16 protein-coding genes and 1 tRNA gene are annotated in these 14,464 nt (G+C 61.4%); 7 read left to right on the forward strand and 10 right to left on the reverse strand.

Going from position 1 to position 14,464, the window contains the following annotated elements; translation table 11 throughout:
* Positions 1 to 19 precede the first annotated feature (19 nt).
* Together CLU93_RS06705 and CLU93_RS06710 are read right to left on the reverse strand one after the other, a co-directional pair.
* A complete protein-coding gene (locus tag CLU93_RS06705; protein WP_099760485.1) occupies positions 20 to 2,566 on the reverse strand; it encodes a TonB-dependent receptor plug domain-containing protein in 2,547 nt (848 codons plus the stop codon).
* A 126-nt stretch (positions 2,567 to 2,692) separates the two neighbouring features.
* On the reverse strand, positions 2,693 to 3,433 hold the full coding sequence (locus CLU93_RS06710; RefSeq protein WP_099760486.1) for a substrate-binding periplasmic protein: 741 nt from the start codon (positions 3,431 to 3,433) through the stop codon (positions 2,693 to 2,695).
* A gap of 43 nt (positions 3,434 to 3,476) precedes the next feature.
* Between CLU93_RS06710 and CLU93_RS27845 the strand changes: the two genes are divergently transcribed.
* The 3 genes from CLU93_RS27845 to nth are packed head-to-tail and all read left to right on the forward strand — an operon-like array spanning position 3,477 to position 5,175.
* Positions 3,477 to 3,800 carry a hypothetical protein gene (locus tag CLU93_RS27845; protein WP_143451716.1) on the forward strand — a complete coding sequence of 108 codons (324 nt, stop codon included), beginning with the start codon at positions 3,477 to 3,479 and terminating at the stop codon, positions 3,798 to 3,800.
* Positions 3,797 to 4,531 (forward strand): electron transport complex subunit RsxB, encoded by a 735-nt coding sequence (gene rsxB / locus CLU93_RS06715; RefSeq protein WP_099760487.1) that lies wholly within the window; start codon positions 3,797 to 3,799, stop codon positions 4,529 to 4,531. The genes CLU93_RS27845 and rsxB overlap by 4 nt, the downstream gene beginning before the upstream one ends.
* Complete coding sequence (gene nth / locus CLU93_RS06720) at positions 4,528 to 5,175, forward strand: endonuclease III (protein ID WP_034782448.1); 648 nt, start codon at positions 4,528 to 4,530, stop codon at positions 5,173 to 5,175. The genes rsxB and nth overlap by 4 nt, the downstream gene beginning before the upstream one ends.
* 126 nt (positions 5,176 to 5,301) lie before the next feature.
* Here nth and proB read toward each other — a convergent pair whose 3' ends face one another.
* From proB to rplU, 5 genes are all read right to left on the reverse strand, one after another.
* Positions 5,302 to 6,420: a glutamate 5-kinase gene (proB, locus tag CLU93_RS06725; protein WP_099760488.1), complete on the reverse strand. Its 1,119-nt coding sequence runs from the start codon at positions 6,418 to 6,420 to the stop codon at positions 5,302 to 5,304.
* Between the two features lie 27 nt (positions 6,421 to 6,447).
* Positions 6,448 to 6,858: a hypothetical protein gene (locus tag CLU93_RS06730; RefSeq protein ID WP_099760489.1), complete on the reverse strand. Its 411-nt coding sequence runs from the start codon at positions 6,856 to 6,858 to the stop codon at positions 6,448 to 6,450.
* 12 nt (positions 6,859 to 6,870) lie between these two features.
* On the reverse strand, positions 6,871 to 7,980 hold the full coding sequence (obgE, locus tag CLU93_RS06735; protein WP_096234008.1) for a GTPase ObgE: 1,110 nt from the start codon (positions 7,978 to 7,980) through the stop codon (positions 6,871 to 6,873).
* A 113-nt stretch (positions 7,981 to 8,093) separates the two neighbouring features.
* Positions 8,094 to 8,366 (reverse strand): 50S ribosomal protein L27, encoded by a 273-nt coding sequence (gene rpmA / locus CLU93_RS06740; RefSeq protein ID WP_010395157.1) that lies wholly within the window; start codon positions 8,364 to 8,366, stop codon positions 8,094 to 8,096.
* Between the two features lie 40 nt (positions 8,367 to 8,406).
* Positions 8,407 to 8,718 carry a 50S ribosomal protein L21 gene (rplU, locus tag CLU93_RS06745; protein ID WP_038500602.1) on the reverse strand — a complete coding sequence of 104 codons (312 nt, stop codon included), beginning with the start codon at positions 8,716 to 8,718 and terminating at the stop codon, positions 8,407 to 8,409.
* Between the two features lie 304 nt (positions 8,719 to 9,022).
* Here rplU and ispB point away from each other — a divergent pair, with 304 nt between their 5' ends.
* The gene (gene ispB / locus CLU93_RS06750) at positions 9,023 to 10,012 is read left to right on the forward strand and encodes an octaprenyl diphosphate synthase (RefSeq protein WP_099760490.1); all 990 of its coding nucleotides are present in this window, start codon (positions 9,023 to 9,025) and stop codon (positions 10,010 to 10,012) included.
* A gap of 61 nt (positions 10,013 to 10,073) precedes the next feature.
* On the opposite strand, the gene arsH is transcribed toward ispB, so the two are convergent.
* From arsH to CLU93_RS06765, 3 genes are read right to left on the reverse strand one after another with little or no spacing between them, the layout of a single operon-like run.
* Positions 10,074 to 10,811, reverse strand: a complete 738-nt coding sequence (gene arsH, locus CLU93_RS06755) for an arsenical resistance protein ArsH (protein WP_099764270.1) — start codon at positions 10,809 to 10,811, stop codon at positions 10,074 to 10,076.
* A gap of 10 nt (positions 10,812 to 10,821) precedes the next feature.
* Positions 10,822 to 11,244, reverse strand: a complete 423-nt coding sequence (arsC, locus tag CLU93_RS06760; RefSeq protein ID WP_096234005.1) for an arsenate reductase (glutaredoxin) — start codon at positions 11,242 to 11,244, stop codon at positions 10,822 to 10,824.
* Entirely contained in the window at positions 11,241 to 11,594 is a 354-nt protein-coding gene (locus CLU93_RS06765) for an ArsR/SmtB family transcription factor (RefSeq protein ID WP_243420127.1), read from the reverse strand. Before CLU93_RS06765 ends, arsC begins: the two co-directional genes overlap by 4 nt.
* A gap of 140 nt (positions 11,595 to 11,734) precedes the next feature.
* On the opposite strand from CLU93_RS06765, the gene CLU93_RS06770 reads away from it, so the two are divergent.
* The 3 genes from CLU93_RS06770 (at position 11,735) to CLU93_RS06780 (ending at position 14,417) form a co-directional block, all read left to right on the forward strand.
* Positions 11,735 to 13,837, forward strand: a complete 2,103-nt coding sequence (locus tag CLU93_RS06770; RefSeq protein WP_099760491.1) for an AsmA family protein — start codon at positions 11,735 to 11,737, stop codon at positions 13,835 to 13,837.
* 54 nt (positions 13,838 to 13,891) lie between these two features.
* A tRNA-Pro gene (locus CLU93_RS06775) sits at positions 13,892 to 13,968 on the forward strand.
* A gap of 89 nt (positions 13,969 to 14,057) precedes the next feature.
* Positions 14,058 to 14,417 (forward strand): hypothetical protein, encoded by a 360-nt coding sequence (locus CLU93_RS06780; protein ID WP_099760492.1) that lies wholly within the window; start codon positions 14,058 to 14,060, stop codon positions 14,415 to 14,417.
* Positions 14,418 to 14,464: the final 47 nt, after the last annotated feature.

The following is a 14,464-nucleotide window of genomic DNA, read 5'->3' on the forward strand; positions in this document are numbered from 1 at the left end:
AGTATGAAGAGAAGGCGGCTCAAAAGTGCACTGTGGCGCGCGCGTAGTAATAACCGCCGAGAACGCCAAGCGGTCCCGAGTTATCGTAGGCCCCCGCGTACTGCGCCAGATTCGACGCGCTGCGCGCTTCGCGCGGCACCTGGCTGGGCTTCTGGTCGAAGACATTGTTGGCGCCCACCGTCACGTTGATGCGCTTGCTGACGTCGTAGCCGACGCTGACATCCGTCACGAAGGCGGCTTTCAGCTGATAATCGCCGCCCGTGATGGCGTTCAGGCGCTTGAGCTTGCCGTAGCGCGTCTCGCGCAGGTTGAACGTCCAACCGGCTTTTTCATACGCCAGCGTGACGATCTCCTTGTCGCGCGGTGCGCGGTACAGCAAGTCGTACTCGGCCGACTTGCTCAGGGTGCCGATATTCGGCAAGCCTTGCAGCACCGTTGGCAGTGCCACCTTGCCCACCAGACTCGTATGGTTGAGATTCGCCGCCGCCGTCCAGCGCAGCTTGCCCTCGGCCACGCGCAGCACATCTTCCGCCGTGAAATCGATGCCGCGCGTGCGCGTGTCGCCCACGTTGGCAAAGTAATGCGCGACGAGGCCATTGCCTACCGTCAAACCCGCCGAGCGCAGCAGGTTTTCAATGACGGTCGCTTGCGCCGCCGTCAACGGCCGGCCGCTGCCGTCAAGCGCCACGCCCGAGCTGCGGTCGATGCCGATGTTCGACGACACGCCCAGGCGGTCGCTGACCTTGATTTGATACGCATCAACGGCCAGGCGCAGTGTCGGCGTAGGATTGAAGGTCAGCCCGGCCGACAGGTTCGTCGATTTTTCCGGTTTCAACGCTTGCGCGCCCAGGGCGCGCGCCGCAGCAGAGCTCGGCTGCGCCAGGGTGTAGGGCACGCCCGCATGGTCAGACGTATTCGAATACGATTGCGTCACCAGGCTGGGTGCGTGGAAACCATTGCTAACGGTACCACGCACGGCCACAGCGGGCGTGACGTCATAGCGGGCAGATAAACGCCCCGTCGTCTTGCTGCTGAAATCCGAATATTTTTCGGCACGCAGGGCCGTGTCGAGCAGCCATTGCGGCGTCAATTTGGCGCCCAGGCCGATATACGCGGCATAGCTGTGGCGCGCCGTGTCGGACGCATCGACGGGCAGGTAGCCGGCCAGCGCCGACGAGCCGCTGCCCTGCCAGGAAGCAGGTTCGCCCGGGCTGCGCTGCTGCGTTTCATGCGAATACTCGAGACCGACGCTGAGGTCGGCAGGTTCGCTCAAGCCCAGCGGCACGGGACGGCGCAGGTCGGCGTTGGTGGTCGAGCGGCTGTAGCGCTGGTTGCCGATGTCAAAATCGGTTTTGCCACCCGGATAGGTCAGCGAGTAATTGGCCGAGTGCTCCACGCCCACGTCGATATCGTCACGGCCGTAGGTGCTGCTGATATCCCAGCTCCAGCCCGCCGTCTCGCCCTTGATGCCGCCCGTCAAGGAAAAGTCGTTCTCGCTCGTCGTTTCATATGGCGTGAAGCCGTCGGGATACACGGACAGCAAGCCTTTGTTGTTATTGAAAATGGTATTGGGCAAGCGGAAATTCTGCGCCGAGCGGGCATTGCGGTGGGCATACGTGCCGAAGCCGTACAGCTGCACCGCGTTCGACACGTCATAGCCGAGGTTCGCGCTGAGCGAGGCGGTCGTGCTTTGCGGCACGCCCGTATTGCGCCATGGATTGCTGTTGCGGTTCGCTTCGGCAGGGTTCGGCGAGGCGCCGGCCGGCAAGCTATTGTTCGGTCCCAATTTGACCAGCTGGCCATCGCTGTTGCGCACGGCCGGATACGACAGATAAGCGCGATTCAGGCCGAAATTGCGCACGGCGATGCCCTGGCGTTGGACTTCGGCGCCGAAGTGGGCAAAGCCGTGTTCGCCCAGACGCATGCCGCCATCGATGCGCGCGGAACCGTTCGTGCCGTCGCCCTCGTAGGTGGAACCGAGCTGGGTGCTGAAGCTGCCCTTGTCATCGGATTTCAGGATGATGTTGATGACGCCGGCGATGGCGTCGGAGCCGTAGATGGCCGAGACGCCGTCGCGCAAGATTTCCACACGGGCAATGGCCCCCGTGGGGATCAGGGCCAGGTCGGTGGCGACGGAACCGGGAAAGCCATCCTCATTGACGATGGCCGTCGTATGCCGGCGTTTGCCGTTGACCAGCACCAGCGTATGCGACGGGTCGAGGTTGCGCAGCTGCCCGGCGCGCACGATGCTGCCCAGGTCGGGCTGCACGCGGGCCGGCAAGTTAAACGATGGCAAGGCCGTGTCCAGCGCATCGAGCAAGTTCAACTTGCCCGTGGCTTGCAATTGCTGCGCGCTGATCACGTCGATGGGCGCGGCGCTGTTGGCCACCGTGCGGCCCGTGCCGCGCGCGCCCGTGACGATGACGGCGTCGAGTGGGGCGGCAGCCAGCACGGCTTGCGCATGCGCCACGCCGGGCGCTGCCAGCGCCAGCACGGCCACCGAGACGGCATGCGCCAGTTGCCGCAGGCGGGGTGCGGGGTAGTGCTTGTGAATCAGTTGCAGCATACGAAAACATCCTTTCAAAGTCGTCAACACAGTGGTTGCAGACTAAAGGATGGACAAACAAACAAGAACGAATGGTTTCGTATTTAGATATTTCGTTTTGGCAACGAACAACAGTGGCGCGATAGCTCAGGGATTCGGTGGCGCCGTCGCCAGGCTCTGGTCGAGCCGCTTCCAGTAATCGCGTTCCAGCCGGGCCGTATCGATATCGCGCGCCGCCTCGTTGAAACGCTTTTGCCGCACCGCGCCGTCTGCGGTGCGCTGGAAGCACACATGCACGGGGCGCTCCTTGAAGACGGTATCGATGATGGCGATGCGCTCACGCTCGGCCTTGCTGAAGTTGCGTCCCATCAGCAAGTGCTGCAGAACGTGGCGCTCGATGACGATCACGCGATATCGCTTGATGAACAGTTTCTTCAGATTCGTGGCGTCATTCAAGCCCTCTTCCGTCCTCAGTTCGCCACGCGCCACCATGCCATCGAACTGCTCGCCATTCGAATAGCCGGCCACGGTGCCGATGCGCAGCTTGCCCAGTTCGGCCAGGGTGCTACCGGGCACGCCATCCTCCTTCAGATAGACCAGCACCCCCTGTGTGTTGCCAACCGGAACAGAAAAGTGGCAGAGTTTTTCCCGCTCGGGCGTGCGCCAGACGGCCAGGAAGCCCGCGTAGCGGGGACTGCTCAAACCAAACTGCATGGCGCGCTTCCACGGAAAATACTCATATTTGACGACATAGCCCATGCGTTCGAAGACGGCGCTGACCATGGCGCCCGACATGCCATCGGCAGGCAGGCTATGGGAAATGAAGGGCGGCCAGTCTTCCGCAGCGAAACGGACGATGCGCGAACTGGCAGCGCCCGGCGCCGCCATAGGAGATCCGGCCTGCCCGTGCGCAAGGGCAAACGCAGAGTGCATGAGCAAACAGAAGGGCAAACCAACTGTCCGGAGGAAACGCATGTTTGGCTCCTATGGCCTGGCGCGCCTTGCAATGCAGGCGCGGCAACAGGACTGGCGGTCGGCTTTTTTGATTACTGGCTTGATAAAAACCATGCTCCCACAAAAAAAAGAAATTGCAAAGTTGTTTATTTTCACTTTGACATTCCCGCAGGAAATAAAATACGATTGCGGCGCGCCTGCAACAGCTCGCCATGGCACACCTTATCCCTCTCGCGAAACAGGTTTTTACTTGCGCGCGCGCCGGATGGCCGATAATGGCGTTTTACCGTATCGAAGATGACCGTGCCGCACTCTGCCCCTCCCTCACTTGCCGACCAGATCGAAGACTTGCTGCCGCAAACGCAATGCACCAAATGCGGCTACAACGGCTGCCGCCCGTATGCGGAAGCGATAGCCGCCGGCAGCGCCGACATCAACCAGTGCCCACCGGGCGGCGCCCAGGGCATCGTGCGCCTGGCAGGCTTGCTGGGCAAAAAAGTCATTCCGCTCAATCCCGTCAACGGCCTCGAACGTCCGCGATCTGTCGCCTACATCGATGAATCGCTGTGTATCGGCTGCACCCTGTGCATCCAGGCTTGCCCGGTGGACGCCATCGTCGGCGCCGCCAAGCAGATGCATACGGTGGTGACCAGCCTGTGCACGGGTTGCGACCTGTGCGTGGCACCCTGCCCCGTCGACTGCATCGTGATGTATCCCGTCAGCGGCGACGCCACCGGCTGGGATGCCTGGAGCCAGGCGGACGCCGACGATGCGCGCGCGCGCCACGATTTCCGCACGCAGCGGCTGCGCCGCGAAGCCGAGGCCAACGACGCGCGCCTGGCCGCCAAGGCCGTCGCCAAGATGCAGGAAGTGACACAGGAAGTGCCCGTCACACAAGATGAACAGGCGGAGAAGGAACGCAAGCGCGCCATCATCGCCGCCGCCATGGAGCGCGCGCGCGCCAAGGCCGCCGCCAGCGCCGCCGCCCAGACCGAACCGCCCGCCCCCACCACGCCGAAAAAAGACGCATGAACGCTGCCAAACGCCTGGAAATCTTTACGCGCTTTCGCGCCGCCAATCCGTCGCCAAAAACGGAACTCGACTACACGACGCCGTTCGAGCTGCTGATCGCCGTACTGCTGTCAGCGCAGGCGACGGACGTGTCCGTCAACAAGGCGACGCGCTTGCTGTATCCGGTCGCCAATACGCCAGCCACGATACTGGCGCTGGGCGTTGACGAGCTGGCCAGCTACATCCGCACCATCGGCCTGTTCCGCACCAAGGCCAAGAACGTCATCGCTACCTGCCAGATCCTGCTGGAACAGCACGGCGGCGAGGTGCCGCGCGACCGCGCCTCGCTGGAAGCCTTGCCCGGCGTGGGCCGCAAGACGGCGAATGTGGTCATGAACACGGCGTTTGGCGAACCGACCATGGCGGTCGACACGCATATCTTCCGCGTCTCGAACCGCACCGGCATCGCGCCAGGCAAGAATGTCGATATCGTCGAACAAAAACTGTTGAAATTCATACCCAAGGAGTTCCTGCACGACGCCCACCACTGGCTCATCTTGCACGGCCGCTACACATGCACTGCACGCAAGCCGCAATGCTGGAACTGCATGATCGCCGACCTGTGCGATTACAAGGACAAGTCGCCGATGCCGGCCGTGGTGTAGGCAAAAAACGGCCCGAATAGGGCCGATGGAGTCGCTGCGTAGGTCGGATTAGGCGCAAGGCGCCGTAATCCGACGACATTGTTGGCCTGTGGAGCTGTCGGATTACGCGCGACGCGCTAATCCGACCTACAGCAACACCATATTATCGCGATGAATCAGCTCATGGCCTTCCATGTAGCCGAGAATCGCCTCGATCTCGGTGGAAGGCTTGCGCATGATGCGGCGCGCTTCGCCGCTCGTGTAGTTGGACAAGCCGCGCGCCACGGGTACGCCGTTGGCATCGACGCAGGTGATGACGGCGCCGCGGCCGAATTCGCCGTTCACACCCGTCACGCCGATCGGCAACAGGGACTTGCCTTCCTGGCGCAGCTTTTGCACGGCGCCCGCGTCCAGCACGACGGCGCCTGCCGTGTGCAGATGATCGGCCATCCACTGCTTACGCGCTGTCAACTGCCCCGTTTGTGCCAGCAACTGCGTACCGATCGCTTCGCCCTGCGCCAGGCGACTGAGCACGTCGCTGTCACGGCCCCAGGCGATGATCGTATGGGCGCCGGACTTGGCGGCGCGCTTGGCGGCGAGGATTTTCGTCAGCATGCCGCCACGCCCCAGGCTGCTGCCGGCGCCGCCGGCCATCGCTTCCAGGGCCGGATCGCCCGCCACGCCTTGCGTGATCAGGTAGGCGTTCGGGTCCTTGCGCGGGTCGGCCGAGAACAGGCCGTGCTGGTCCGTCAGGATGACCAGCGCATCGGCCTCGATCAGGTTGGCCACCAGGGCGCCCAGGGTATCGTTGTCGCCGAACTTGATTTCATCGGTGACGACGGTGTCGTTTTCATTGATGATCGGCACCACGCCCAGGCGCAGCAGGGTCGTCAGGGTGGAGCGGGCGTTCAGGTAGCGTTCACGGTCTGCCAGGTCGGCGTGCGTCAGCAGCACTTGCGCCGTGCCCAGCTGGTGGGCGCGGAAGCTGCTTTCATAGATCTGCGCCAGGCCCATCTGGCCGACGGCGGCGCAGGCCTGCAATTCGTGGATATCGGTGGGGCGCTGCTCGAAACCGAGGCGCAGCATGCCTTCGGCGATGGCGCCGGAACTCACCAGCACGACTTCCTTGCCCAGCGCGCGCAAGCCGGAAATCTGCGCGGCCCAGCGCGCGATGGCGGCATGGTCGAGTCCGCGGCCATCGTTGGTGACCAGCGAGGAGCCGACTTTGATGATGATGCGGGTAGCTTTTTGAATCACGGAATCCATGGGGCGGCGCTCTTCACTTAATAGACGTCAGCGCGCAGGACGCAGCAGCAGCAAGGCCAGCCCCGCCGTCAGCTCCATTGCGCACATGAACAACACAAAACCCTGGGGCAAGCCGAAACTGATGGCCGCGTACAAACGGCCGGCGGGCTGCGCCAGGACCAACATTGCAGTGATATCGCCGAGGATGGGCGGTTCGCCCTGCCGTGCTGCGAACAGCGCCAGGAGCGCGGTAGCGCCCCAGACACCGACATGGGAGGCGTAGAACTGGCTGTAGCCATTGACGCCATTGAGGAAGATGCCCATGCCGGCCGCCATTTCATCGGCGAACAGCAGGCAGGCGACCACGCTCAGCCCGTAAGCATACGCGATCAGATGCAATACACGGCGCTGCCACGCTTGCTTGCGCGAAGACGCGACAGCGACCGCCTGTACTGACATCAGGATACAACCTTAATCGAGGATCTTGAAACGCGGATCATCCGGGTCGATCGACGAGATACCGCGTGCTTCTTCGGTCATCTGCGTTTCTTCGGCACGGCTTTCGCTGTGTTTCTTCGCTTCCAGATGTTGATAAATCGCATTCACCAGTTCCGGGCAACCCTGATGGTTCAGCGCGGAGATCTCGAAGACGGGACCTTTCCAGGCGAAACGCTTGAGGAAGTCCTTCACCAGCTTCTTGCGGTCTTCTTCCGGCACCATGTCGAGCTTGTTCAACACCAGCCAGCGCGGCTTGTCGACCAGCGACTCGTCATATTTCTTCAGTTCCTTGACCAGCGCCTTGGCTTCCTTGACAGGATCGACGTTGGTTTCAAACGGCGCCAGGTCGACGATGTGCAACAGCAGACCCGTGCGCTGCAAGTGACGCAGGAATTGATGGCCCAGGCCCGCGCCTTCGGAAGCGCCTTCGATCAAGCCGGGAATATCGGCGATCACAAAGCTCTTCTCGTGCGACACGCGCACCACGCCCAAGTTCGGGTGCAGGGTAGTAAATGGGTAATCGGCAATTTTCGGACGCGCGTTCGAGACGGCCGAAATGAACGTCGACTTGCCGGCGTTCGGCATGCCCAGCAGGCCCACATCGGCCAGTACTTTCAGTTCCAGGCGCAGTTCGCGGCGTTCGCCTTCCTTGCCCTCGCCTTTTTGGCGTGGTGCGCGGTTGGTCGAGGACTTGAAGTGGATATTGCCCCAGCCGCCTTCGCCACCCTTGGCCAGCATTTCGGTCTGGCCGTGTTCGGTCAGATCGGCCAGGATTTCGCCGCTCGCGTTGTCGATGATCAAGGTGCCGACCGGCATGCGCAGGTGGATGTCATCGGCGCCCTTGCCATAGCAATCTGCGCCACGGCCAGGCTCGCCATTGCGAGCCTTGTGCATTTTGGAGAAGCGGAAATCGACGAGCGTATTGATATTGCGGTCGGCGACTGCCCAAATGGTGCCGCCCTTGCCGCCATCGCCGCCATCGGGACCGCCAAAAGGCCGGAATTTTTCACGGCAGAAAGAGGCGCAGCCGTTGCCGCCATCGCCCGCGATGACTTCGATTTTTGCTTCGTCGATAAACTTCATAATTTTGCCGCCATAAAACTAAAAAGGCTCTACCTTGGGCAGAGCCTTTCGATTGAAGGCTTGCGCCTTACATCATGCGATCACGGCGGAGCGAACTGGCGCCCCGCGATGAATTACGCTGGTACTGCTGCGTTAGGTACAACGGTCACGAATTGCTTCGAGCCAGCACCTTTGACAACGAACTTCACTTTGCCCGCGATCAGCGCGAACAAGGTGTGGTCTTTGCCCATGCCTACGCCTTCGCCGGCGCGCACTGGCGTGCCGCGTTGACGAATGATGATGCCGCCAGCATTGATAGCTTGGCCGCCGTAGACTTTAACGCCCAGACGTTTTGATTCTGAATCACGGCCGTTTCGCGTTGTGCCGCCGCCTTTTTTATGTGCCATTTAAGACTCCTTGATAGCTGATTAATTCAAACAGCGGCGATTAGCCGTTGATCGAAACGATTTGGATTTCGGTAAAATTCTGGCGATGGCCTTGATGCTTTTGGTAATGCTTACGACGACGCATCTTGAAAATTTTGACCTTATCATGGCGACCATGCGCCACAACCGTAACCAGTACCGTTGCACCTTCGACCAATGGCGCACCAAACTTAATGGTGTCGCCCGCGCCTACTGCGAGAACTTGATCGATGGTGATTTCGGAACCAATGTCTGCCGGTATCTGTTCTACTTTAAGTTTTTCGCCAGCGACAACTTTGTATTGTTTGCCACCGGTTTTTATGACCGCGTACATGATTTGAAACCTCATCAAATGTTGAAAGAATTTGTCCCACTGCCACGCAAAGCAAGCCGTACACAACAGGGGGAACCAGCGATTATACACGGACTGAGAAATTGCGTCAAAAACTATTCACAAAGCTTGATGATCGTGGTATGTCGACAACCTGACCATGATGTCAGGCTTGCGCCAGGCGGACAGAAAAGCGCGCGCCAGTGCCAACAAGGTCAAACAATTGCTCTGCAGTCATCGGCAAACATCACGTTCGCGCAAGCCATGTCGTATAATCGCCGCACCCACAATCTAATGCAGGTTCGCCTTGTCTGACGCTAACAAACACGTTAACCAAAACACCATCGTGCAAACGATTGCCGCCGATATGGACGCAGTCAATACGGTGATCCGCCAAAAACTGCACTCCGACGTGATTCTGATTAATCAGATCGCTGAATACATCATCAGTGCAGGCGGTAAACGCATCCGTCCCGTGCTGATTTTGCTGGTGGCCAATGCCCACGCTTATCGCGGCACGGCGCACCATGAACTGGCTGCCGTGGTCGAATTCATCCATACCGCCACCCTGCTGCACGACGATGTCGTCGATGAATCGTCGATGCGCCGCGGACGCCAGACGGCCAACGCCCTGTTCGGCAATGCGGCCTCGGTGCTGGTGGGCGACTTCCTGCATTCGCGCTCGTTCCAGCTGATGGTGTCGCTCAATAATATGCGCGTCATGCAAATCCTCTCCGACGCCACCAACGTGATCGCCGAAGGCGAAGTGCTGCAGTTGCTGAACATGCACGATCCGGACGTGACGCAAGAGAGCTACCTGAACGTCATCCGCTCGAAGACAGCCAAGCTGTTCGAAGCGTCGGCGCAGCTGGGCGCCCTGATCGCCGGCGCCAGCGAAGACGATATCGAAGCGGCTGCCGAATACGGCCGCTCGCTGGGCACGGCCTTCCAGCTGATCGACGACGTGCTCGACTATGCAGGCGACGCCACCGAAATCGGCAAGAACGTGGGCGACGACCTGCGCGAAGGCAAACCGACCATGCCGCTGATCTGGCTGATGGAAAACGGCACGGCGGAGCAACGCGAACTGGTGCGCAGCTGCATCGAGCAAGGCGATGAACAGCATTTCGACGCCATCCTGGCCGCCATCACCAGCAGCGGCGCACTCGACTACACGCGCAAGCAGGCGGAAATCGCCGGCCAGCGCGCCGCCGATGCCATCGCCGGCTGGCCGGACAGCGTCTACAAGCAATCCATGCTGCAACTGTGCTCGTTTGCCGTGGACCGCAATCACTGATCGCGTTTCACTATCAGCAATAAAAAACGGCGCCACTGGCGCCGTTTTCTTTATGCGCCGCTTATTTGCCGCTGCTGCGTTCGTGCTCCATCGCCGCGCCCGCCAATGCCTGCACGATGGCCGGCTCAGCCTCCAGCCGTTCGCTGTAGCGGCTGCCCAGGTAATCGCGGCGATCGCGTACCAGCAGGGTGAATTTGTACAATTCCTCCATCACATCGACCAGGCGCTCGTAATACGGCGACGGTTTCATGCGGCCCGCATCGTCGAATTCCTGATACGCCTTGGCCACCGACGACTGGTTCGGAATGGTGACCATGCGCATCCAGCGTCCCAGCACGCGCAAGCCGTTGACGGCGTTGAACGATTGCGAACCACCCGACACTTGCATCACGGCAAGGGTGCGTCCCTGTGTGGGCCGCACGCTGCCCGTTTCCAGCGGCAGCCAGTCGATCTGCGATTTAAAGACGCCCGTGACGGCGCCATGCCGCTCGGGGCTGCACCAGACCTGCCCTTCCGACCACAGCGACAGCGCGCGCAGCTCCTGCACTTTCGGATGCTCGGGCGAGACGCTGTCGACCATGGGCAAGCCATGCGGATCGAACACGCGCGTCTCGGCGCCAAAATGGCGCAGGATACGTTCCGCTTCCAGGGTCAGCAGCTTGCTGTACGAGCGCTCGCGCAAGGAGCCGTACAGCAGCAGGATGCGCGGCGCGTGGGTGGACACCTGCGCTGGCGCCAGCTTGTCCAGATCCGGCACATCCAGGTGCGCGGCGCTGATATTCGGTAACTCATTGGCCAGCTCGTCCATCTCAGGCCACCGGCTTGCCGTCGGCGCCCACCACGGCCTGGCCATCTTCCTTGGCAAAGGCTCCTTGCTGCGGCAGCGGCAGGATCTCCAGCACTTTTTCCGACGGCCGGCACAGGCGCACGCCGAGTTCCGTGACGACGATGGGGCGGTTGATCAAGATAGGATGGGCTTGCATGGCATCGAGCAGGGCCGCATCGCTCAGCTCGGGATTGGCCAGGCCCAGCTCGTCGTACAGGGCGCCCTTGTCGCGCATCACCGCGCGCACGGACAGGCCAGCACGCTGGATCAGGTCGACCAGTTCCTCGCGCGATGGCGGATGCTTGACGTAATCGATGATGACGGGCTCGACGCCCGTGTTGCGGATCAGGGCCAGGGTATTGCGCGAGGTGCCGCACGCCGTGTTGTGATAAATGGTGATCGTCATGTCGTCGTTTCCTTCAGTAATTGTGGTTCGCTGACGCAGCAAGGCGCGCCAGCGCAGCAGTTTTCGGTCAGAAATGCCAGCAAGCCGTTCATGCCCGCATAGTTCGCGGCATAGATGATGGAGCGGCCCGCCTTGCTCGCCGTCACCAGATCGGCGTGCGCCAGTTCCTTCAGGTGAAACGACAGCGACGATGGCGCAATGGCCAGCGCCTCGGCGATTTTCGTGGCGGCCATGCCCTCCGGCCCCGTCTGCACCAGCAGGCGGAACACGGCCAGCCGAGATTCCTGCGCCAGCGCGGCCAGCGCCGCGATGGCGGCCGTGCTCGTCAGCGGCCCCGCTTGCAGTGTCATTGCGTTTTCATTTTCCATACTTCAATAATAATCGAATTATGGAATCAATGCCAGCAATCGCGATGCGTACGTAACCCAGCGCACCGACTGATATGGCCTATCGGTCTACCTTGATGACAAATCACTGCGATTGGCATCCCATGACACGCTCGACACCCCTGAAAATCCTCGGCTGGAGCCTGGCCGCCCTGCTGGCCCTGATCGCCCTCCTCGTCACCCTCGTCATCCTTGTGCTGACCTTCGACTGGAACCGCGCCCGCCCCTACATTAACGAGAAAGTGTCGGAAAGCACGGGCCGCAGCTTCGTCATCGCCGGTGACCTGCAAGTAAAATGGAAACAAGGCCTCAAAACGGAGTCGGGCTGGCGCCGCTATGTGCCGCGCCCTGTCATCAGCGCGCAGGACGTACGCATGAGCAACCCGGACTGGGCCACGGCCGGCCCGCAACTGGCCAGCGCGAAACGCATCGACGTGGCCCTCCATCCACTGCCCCTGTTGCAGCATCGCGTCGTGCTGACGGACTTGGCGCTCGAGGCGCCAAACATTGCCCTGCAGCGGCGCGCCGATGGCAGCAACAGCTGGACCTTGAAGGATAACGGCCCTTCCGCATGGGAGGTGGAAATCCAGCGCATGGCCTTTGGCGACGGCGCCATCCGTTACCTCGACGAGGGCATCGCGCTGGACTTGCGCGCCAAGGTCAGCTCGACGGCGCCCGACGCCACGCCGGGCGACGCGCCAGGCAGCGCCCCCGTGGAAAAATACGGCATCAAATTTTCCTTGGGCGGCAGCTACCGCAAGGCGCCCGTGACGGGCGGCGGCAAGGCCGGCGCCGTGCTGTCTTTGACCGACAACAACACCGTCTATCCCGTGCAGGCGCACGCCGTGCTGGGCAAGAACAAGGCCAGCATCGCCGGCACCCTGACGGACCCGCGCTCGCTGTCCGGCATCGATTTGCAGTTGAGCCTGGCTGGCGCCAGCATGGCCGACCTGTACCCGCTGACGGGCGTGTTGCTGCCGGAAACGCCGGACTACGCCACCAAGGGCCGCTTGCTGGGCAAGAAGGATGGCGCCAGCTGGAGCTGGACGTACCAAAACTTCAAGGGCACGGTGGGCCAGAGCGACCTGGCCGGCACCCTGCACTATTTACCGCGCCAGCCGCGTCCCTTGCTGCGCGGCGAAGTGACGTCGCAGCAGTTGCGCCTGGAAGACCTGGGCCCCACCATCGGTGCCGACAGCAATGCACAAAAACAGGCGCGCGGCAAGGCACCCGTGCAACCCGATAACAAAGCCTTGCCCGTGGAACAGTTCAACACGGCCAAATGGAATGCGCTCGACGCTGACGTGAAGTTTACGGGCAAGAAACTGGTGCGCACGCACGACATCCCGCTCAACGACGTCGTCGCCAACATCCACATGAAAGACAAGGTACTGAGTCTGACGCCGCTCAACTTTGGCATGGCCGGTGGCGCCATCACATCGAACATCACGCTCGACGGCCGTCAAAAGACCATCGCCGCGCAAGCCAAGGTGGCGGCGCGCCACCTCAAGATACGCGAACTGTTTCCCAAGCTGCAATCGATGCAAGCGAGCTTCGGCGAAGTGTATGGCGACGCGGCCCTCACGGGCCACGGCAATTCCGTGTCCGCCATGCTGGCCAGTGCGAATGGCGAGCTGGCGGCCACTGTCAGCGAAGGCTCCGTCAGCCAGTTCATGCTGGAACTGGCCGGCCTGAACCTGGCCAATGCCGTCTTCGTGAAAATCTTTGGCGACAAGCAAGTGCATCTGAACTGCCTGGCCAGCGATTTTTCCGTGACGAATGGCCAGGCCGACGTGCGCCGCTTTGTGCTCGACACGGACACGGCCGTCGTGAATGTCACGGGCAACGTCAACCTGGCAAGCGAAACCCTGGACCTCGACGTGCGCCCCCGTACCAAGGGCGCCCGCATCATCACCCTGCGCACGCCGCTGTACGCAAAAGGCACGTTCAAGAATCCGGACGTGGGCCCGCAAAAAGGCCCGCTGGCCCTGAAAGCCGGCGCCGCCGTGGCGCTGGCCACCATCGTCACGCCGCTGGCCGCCCTGCTGCCGCTGGTCAACGTCGACAAAGCCCCCGACACGGACTGCGCCGCCGTCATGGCGCAAGCGAACGCCACGCGCAAGGCGCCCACTTCACCGGCGACGAATGCACCGGCAAAAAAAGTCAGCGAAGCGGAGATCAAGAAGGCCCAGCAGAAAACGAAATAGGCCTTGACGCAGCCGCTTGAAAGCCGCCCCGCCATCTGCTGTAATGAAGGAAAGCGGGGTGTGGCTCAGCCTGGTAGAGCGCTGCGTTCGGGACGCAGAGGCCGGAGGTTCGAATCCTCTCACCCCGACCAGCACCGTCACATGCCGTCAGAACCTCTCTGACTTCGCGTCACAAATCAGCTCGTTGGGCGATGTAACTTTCTGAGAAGGCGTCAATGCCATGATGAATCAGTTGCCAGAGCAAGCAGCAAGTAAGAAGAAAGCATATCTGCTTGGGCTGCTCATCGGATTTCTCCCGATCCTCGCCTTTTTCCTGCTCCTGATCGATCACCCGACTGAGTTAATTGGGATATTCACAGGCATCAGCGTGCCTGATTTCAACGACAGGCCCCTGAAAATCCCGCTTGCGTGCGTCGCACTGTGCCTGTTTCTTTGGGCATCGTTCAAGCTGCAAAAATCAGGCCGAATCACAATGGGTGAGCAGTATGGATTGATTTTTATTGCAACACTCATTGTCGTGGTGCGGTTCTTGATCTTCCTGCAGCAATTGGGACAAGCCTTGAGAGGCATGCCATGGTAATCGTCACCAAAGCAGCCGGAGCAGTCAACGCCGGCGTCAGGAAACAG

Source organism: Janthinobacterium sp. 35 (assembly GCF_002754575.1).
Lineage (GTDB): Bacteria > Pseudomonadota > Gammaproteobacteria > Burkholderiales > Burkholderiaceae_D > Janthinobacterium > Janthinobacterium tructae.